Below are 6,000 nucleotides of genomic sequence, written 5' to 3'. Positions count from 1 at the left end.
AGTCGGTGAACCTCTACAACACGCGGCGGCCGCACTTGTCGCTGAAATACAAAACGCCCGATGAGGTTCATCGGGCGTTATCCGGTTGAAAAGTGTCAACCTATATCAGGACTAGTCACGCGCGTGGCGTTTCAGATCGGGCAGCCGCCCATTTTTTCTTCTTCGCTCAGGGTGTCCAGCTGCAGGATGTTCAGCATGCTGTTGGCGATCTCCCGTTCGCCCATCACCACCTGATTGGCGCCGCGATCGGTGATGTAGGCCACTTCGTCGTCGTAGTGGGCGCGGGCGATGATCTCGATGTTCGGGCGCTTGGCGCGCGCCGAGGCGACGATCTCGCCGGCCTCATAGCCGTTGGGGATAGTCAGCAGCAGCCAGCGCGCGCAGTCGAGCCGCGCCAGATCCATCACTTCCGGATTGGCGGCGTTGCCCAGCACCGTCTTGATGCCTTGCTCGCGCAGCGCTTCCACCCGCGGGCGGGAGTTTTCGATCACCACCAGCGGGATGCCCGCCTCGGCCAGTTTGCCGCCCAGCAGGCTGCCGACGCGGCCATAGCCGACCACCAGCGCATGGTTGCACATTTCTACCGGGATCTGCTTTTCTTCTTCCACCGCCTCTTCGAGGATTTGCTCTTCGATGGTTTCGGTCTTGGCCAGATAGCGCTCCAGCAGGGTGAACAACAGCGGGTTGAGCATGATCGACAGGATCGCGCCTGCCAGCACCAGATTGCGACCGTGTTCCGACATCATGCCGAGCGTGATGCCGAGGCCCGCCAGAATAAAGGCGAATTCGCCGATCTGCGCCAGGCTGGCGGAGATGGTCAGCGCGGTACGCTTGGAGTGGCCGAACATTTTCACCAGCAGGAACGCAGCGGCGGATTTGCCGAACACGATGATCGCCAGCGTCGCCAGCACCGCCAGCGGTTCGTTAATCACGATCATCGGATCGAACAGCATGCCGACCGAGACGAAGAACAGCACCGCGAACGCGTCGCGCAGCGGCAGGGTATCGTGCGCCGCGCGGTGGCTCAGTTCGGACTCGTTCAGCACCATGCCGGCGAAGAAGGCGCCCAGGGCGAAGGAGACGTCGAACAGTTTCACCGCGCCGTAGGCGATGCCGAGCGCCAGCGCCAATACCGCCAGGGTGAACAGTTCGCGCGAGCCGGTGCTGGCGGTTTTCGACAGGATCCACGGTACCAGACGGCGGCCGACCACGATCATCAGCGCGATGAAGGCGATGACCTTGCCGATGGTCAGCGCCAGCTCCATCAGCAGTTGGCCGCTGCTGGCGTTGTTGTTGCCCAGCATGTTGCCGAAGGCCGGTAGTAACACCAGCGTCAGCACCATCGCCAAATCTTCGACGATCAGCCAGCCGATGGCGATTTGCCCGCGCTGGCTGTCGATCAGCTGCCGTTCCTCCAGCGCGCGCAGCAGCACCACGGTGCTGGCGGTGGAGAGACAGAGGCCGAACACCAGCCCGGAGATCAGATCCCAGCCGAGCAGCTTGGACAGCCCCATGCCGAGCAGGGTAGCGACGGCTATCTGCGCCACGGCGCCGGGTATGGCGATAGATTTTACTGCGAGGAGGTCTTTCAAAGAGAAGTGCAGGCCAACACCGAACATCAACAGGATAACGCCGATTTCCGCCAGTTCCGGCGCCAGTGAGGTATCAGCAACGAAACCGGGGGTGAACGGGCCGGCGAGTACCCCTGCGGCCAGATACCCCACCAGAGGGGAGATGCGCAGGCGGTTCGCCAGCATGCCGAGGAGGAAGGCGAGTACTAACCCTCCGACGATGGTGGTAATGAGCGGTGTTGAATTATGCATCCATACTCCTTCTGGCTATGCATCGCGGCACGGGAGAAACGCAACAAAGTTACGAAAAGATACATTTAGTTTATTGCATTTGTTCGCGGCTTGCTTGGCTAATTTGGCCTTTTTTGTAAAAAAGCAGAGGATTTCACTTAAGGCGGGGCAATAAGGGAGTTTTGTGTCAGATAAGCCAAATAACATTGATTTATCCGTAGGATAACCCGGATGAATAAATAATTTCATCCGGGCGGTTCGCGGGGTTATTGCGGTTTATGCTCCATATTGGGCAGTAGCGCGGTGATAATGCCGATCAGCGGTAGGAAAGCACAGATTTGGTAGACCAGTTCGATACTGGTTAAATCGGCGACATAACCAAGAACTGCCGCGCCTAACCCGCCCATACCGAAAGCAAAACCGAAGAATAAGCCGGAAACCATGCCGACTTTACCGGGGATAAGCTCCTGAGCGTAGACCAGAATGGCGGAGAACGCCGAGGCGAGAATAACCCCGATGATCACCGTTAAAATGCCGGTCCAATAGAGTGATGCATAGGGTAAAACAAGGGTAAATGGTGCAGCGCCGAGAATAGAGCCCCAAATAACGTATTTACGCCCTATCTTATCGCCAAGAGGCCCGCCGATAATGGTGCCAGCCGCTACTGCGAACAGGAAGGCGAACAGATGAATTTGCGCATTCTGCACTGAAACGCCGAACTTATGTATCAGATAAAAGGTGTAATAGCTGCTAATGCTGGCCAAGTAGAAGTATTTGGAGAAAATCAGCACCAGCAGAATGCCCAGTGAGTAGGCAACGGTACGTTTTGGCAGCGGTTTCAACACCGAAGGGCTTTTCGGCAGCCCTTTAGTTGCCCGATGCTGATGTTGATACCATTTGCTGACCTGCAGCAATACCACGATCGCCAGCAGTGCCGCCAGCGTGAACCAGGCGACGTTGCCTTTGCCGTAAGGCGCGATGATCAGCGCGGCCAGCAGCGGGCCGAGCGAGCTGCCGAAGTTGCCGCCGACCTGGAACAGCGACTGCGCCAGGCCGTGTCGTCCGCCGGAGGCCATGCGCGCCACGCGCGAGGATTCCGGGTGGAAGACCGATGAGCCGGTGCCCACCAGCGCCGCCGCCAGCAGCACCAGCGGGAAGGTGCTCGCCACCGACAGCAGCAGCAGGCCGGACAGGGTAAAGCCCATGCCGATCGGCAACGAGTAAGGCTGCGGGTGTTTATCGGTGTAATACCCGATCAGCGGCTGCAGCAGCGAGGCGGTTAGCTGATAGGTCAGGGTGATCATGCCGATCTGCACGAAGCTGAGGTGAAAATCGGCTTGCAGGATCGGGTAGATCGCCAGGATCAGCGACTGGATCATATCGTTGAGCAGGTGAGACACGCTGATGGCGCCAAGGATGGAGAAGGCGGTTCCCTTCACCGCACTGCCCTTGGCGGGCGGCATCGCGCTTTGGCTACTGTCGGTCATATTATTATTAGCCTGAGAAGTTGTTGAGCACAGAGATGACATCTTAGGCAGGGCGCCCAATTTTTACCATATCTGAAATAATCAGACTCACATCGCAAAAATTTGAAATCAGCTGTCATTAATTCGCGCTACAATTCCGCCCTCATCATAAAAGCTATTGAATACACGGAGATCCGCCATGCGTTTTTCGCTGAAAACCACCGCATGCGCGCTGGCCGTTTCCCTGACGTTGCTGTCGGGGGCCGCCAGTGCCTGGGAAAAGGATAAGACCTACGCCATCACCATTCTGCATACCAACGATCATCACGGTCACTTCTGGCAGAACGATCACGGCGAATACGGTCTGGGCGCGCAGAAAACGCTGGTGGACGGCATTCGTCAGGAAGTGGCGGCGCAGGGCGGCAGCCTGCTGTTGCTGTCCGGCGGCGATATCAACACCGGCGTGCCGGAATCGGATTTGCAGGACGCCGAGCCGGACTTCCGCGGCATGAACCTGGTGGGCTATGACGCGATGGCGATCGGCAACCACGAATTCGACAACCCGCTGAGCGTACTGCGCCAGCAGGAGAAATGGGCAACTTTCCCGCTTCTGTCCGCCAATATCTATCAGAAAAGCACCGGCCAACGCCTGTTCAAGCCTTACGCCTTGTTCGACAAGCAGGGCATCAAGATTGCCGTTATCGGCCTGACGACCGACGACACTGCTAAGATTGGCAACCCGGAGTACTTCACCGACATGGAGTTCCGCGTGCCGGCGCAGGAAGCGAAGCAGGTGGTGGAGCAACTTCGCAAGGACGAGAAGCCGGACGTGATTATCGCCGCCACCCACATGGGGCACTACGATAACGGCGAACACGGCTCGAACGCGCCGGGCGACGTGGAGATGGCGCGCAGCCTGCCGGCCGGATATCTCGACATGATCGTCGGCGGCCACTCACAGGATCCGGTGTGTATGGCCGGCGACAACCGCAAACAGGTGGATTATGTGCCGGGCACGCCGTGCTCGCCGGATCGCCAGAACGGCACCTGGATCGTGCAAGCGCATGAGTGGGGGAAATACGTGGGTCGCGCCGACTTCGAATTCCGCAACGGCGAGCTGAAGCTGGTGCATTATCAGCTGATCCCGGTAAACCTGAAGAAGAAGGTGGAGAAGGCGGACGGCACCAGCGAGCGGGTGTACTACACCCAGCAGATTGCGGAAGATCCGACCATGATGAAGCTGCTGACGCCGTTCCAGGATAAGGGCAAGGCGCAGCTGGGCGTGAAGATCGGCAGCGTCAACGGCAAGCTTGAAGGCGATCGCAGCAAGGTGCGCTTCGTGCAGACCAACCTGGCTCGGGTGATGCTGGCGGCGCAGAGGGAGCGCGCCGACGCCGACTTCGCCGTGATGAGCGGCGGCGGGGTGCGCGATTCGATTGAAAGCGGCGATATCACCTACAAGAACGTGCTCAAGGTGCAGCCGTTTGGCAACACGTTGGTGCATGTCGATATGAAAGGCCGTGAGGTTGAACAGTATCTGGCGGTGGTGGCCAACATGAAGCCGGACTCCGGCGCCTACGCCCAGTTCGCCAACGTCAGCCTAGTGGCGGACGGCAAGGGCGTCAGCGAGGTGAAGATCAACGGCCAGCCGCTGCAGGCGGATAAAACCTACCGCATGGCGACACTGAACTTCAATGCGCTGGGCGGCGACGGCTATCCGAAGCTGGACGGGCTGCCGAGCTACGTCAACACCGGCTTTATCGATGCCGAAGTGCTGAAGCAGTACATCGAGAAACACTCGCCGCTGGATGCGGCGGCCTACGAGCCAAAGGGCGAGATCGTCTATCGATAGAGGTGTAGCGGAACGGCGTTCTCGCGTGTCGCGGGGGCGCCGTTCCCGCCTTCGCGAGCCTCCTCTCCATCAACGCCTTCTGTCTGCGTTGCCGTTTTAGACGGCGTCTTACTTTCGTCTCTCCATATACGCCCTCGCTGGGCAACCCATCATATTCTTGAAAAAAGTGGCGAAGGCGCTGTCGCTGGAAAACGCCAGCTGGCCGGCGACCTCGGATTGGCTCAGCCCTGCGGCCAACATCTCTATCGCTTTGATCAGGCGCCATTGCTGACGCCACTGTTGATAACTGAGACCGGTTTCACGGCGGAAAATCCGGCTGATGGTTTTCTCGGAAGCGCCGCTATAGCGCGATAGCTCGTGCAGCGGCGGAAGCATGTCCAGATTGGTCAGATGGCGCAGGCGCCGGTCGCTGGGCAGCGGCAGCAACGTCAGTTCGCGCGGTGCGGCGGCGATCTCGTCGAGGCAGACCGCCAGAATATTGGCGTGAGGCCCGTGCTGCCAGTCGGTGTCGAAAGCGGCGAACGCGATGCGTTCCAACACCTCGCGCAGCAGCGGCGAGGCTGTCAGTACGGCAAGCTGCGCAGGCAGACAGGCATAGCGATCGGCGTCGAGATAAAGCGAACGGTAACCGACGACGCCGTTGACCTGAACGCGGTGAGCCACCTGCGGCGGGATCCAGGCGACTCTGCCCGGCGGCAGCATACAGATGCTTTGGTTGAGCGTGATGCGCATGCTGCCTTGCTGACAGAACAGCAACTGCCCCCTGTCATGCCAATGCGTGCCCGAGTCGTGCTGCGCCAGTTCGGCGGCGATCCCGAGTACCCCGTTGTCGAGCGTATCCGGATTAAAACTGTCCTGCGCCTGAAGCCACGCCATAGTA

4 protein-coding genes are annotated in these 6,000 nt (G+C 59.3%); 1 reads left to right on the top strand and 3 read right to left on the bottom strand.

Annotated features, from left to right (window positions below; all coding sequences use genetic code 11):
• Positions 1 to 131 precede the first annotated feature (131 nt).
• Positions 132 to 1,823: a YbaL family putative K(+) efflux transporter gene (gene ybaL / locus FOT55_RS11570; protein ID WP_025301798.1), complete on the bottom strand. Its 1,692-nt coding sequence runs from the start codon at positions 1,821 to 1,823 to the stop codon at positions 132 to 134.
• A gap of 245 nt (positions 1,824 to 2,068) precedes the next feature.
• The gene (locus tag FOT55_RS11565) at positions 2,069 to 3,289 is read right to left on the bottom strand and encodes an MFS transporter (protein ID WP_025301799.1); all 1,221 of its coding nucleotides are present in this window, start codon (positions 3,287 to 3,289) and stop codon (positions 2,069 to 2,071) included.
• Positions 3,290 to 3,467: 178 nt separating this feature from the next.
• Between FOT55_RS11565 and ushA the strand changes: the two genes are divergently transcribed.
• Positions 3,468 to 5,120, top strand: a complete 1,653-nt coding sequence (gene ushA / locus FOT55_RS11560; RefSeq protein WP_025301800.1) for a bifunctional UDP-sugar hydrolase/5'-nucleotidase UshA — start codon at positions 3,468 to 3,470, stop codon at positions 5,118 to 5,120.
• A 108-nt stretch (positions 5,121 to 5,228) separates the two neighbouring features.
• Here ushA and FOT55_RS11555 read toward each other — a convergent pair whose 3' ends face one another.
• Complete coding sequence (locus FOT55_RS11555; RefSeq protein WP_147823487.1) at positions 5,229 to 5,996, bottom strand: AraC family transcriptional regulator; 768 nt, start codon at positions 5,994 to 5,996, stop codon at positions 5,229 to 5,231.
• Positions 5,997 to 6,000 lie beyond the last annotated feature (4 nt).

Origin of the sequence: Serratia bockelmannii, from assembly GCF_008011855.1 — a bacterium.
Taxonomy (GTDB): Bacteria; Pseudomonadota; Gammaproteobacteria; order Enterobacterales; family Enterobacteriaceae; genus Serratia; species Serratia bockelmannii.
This window is presented reverse-complemented; position numbering and strand designations above follow the sequence as displayed.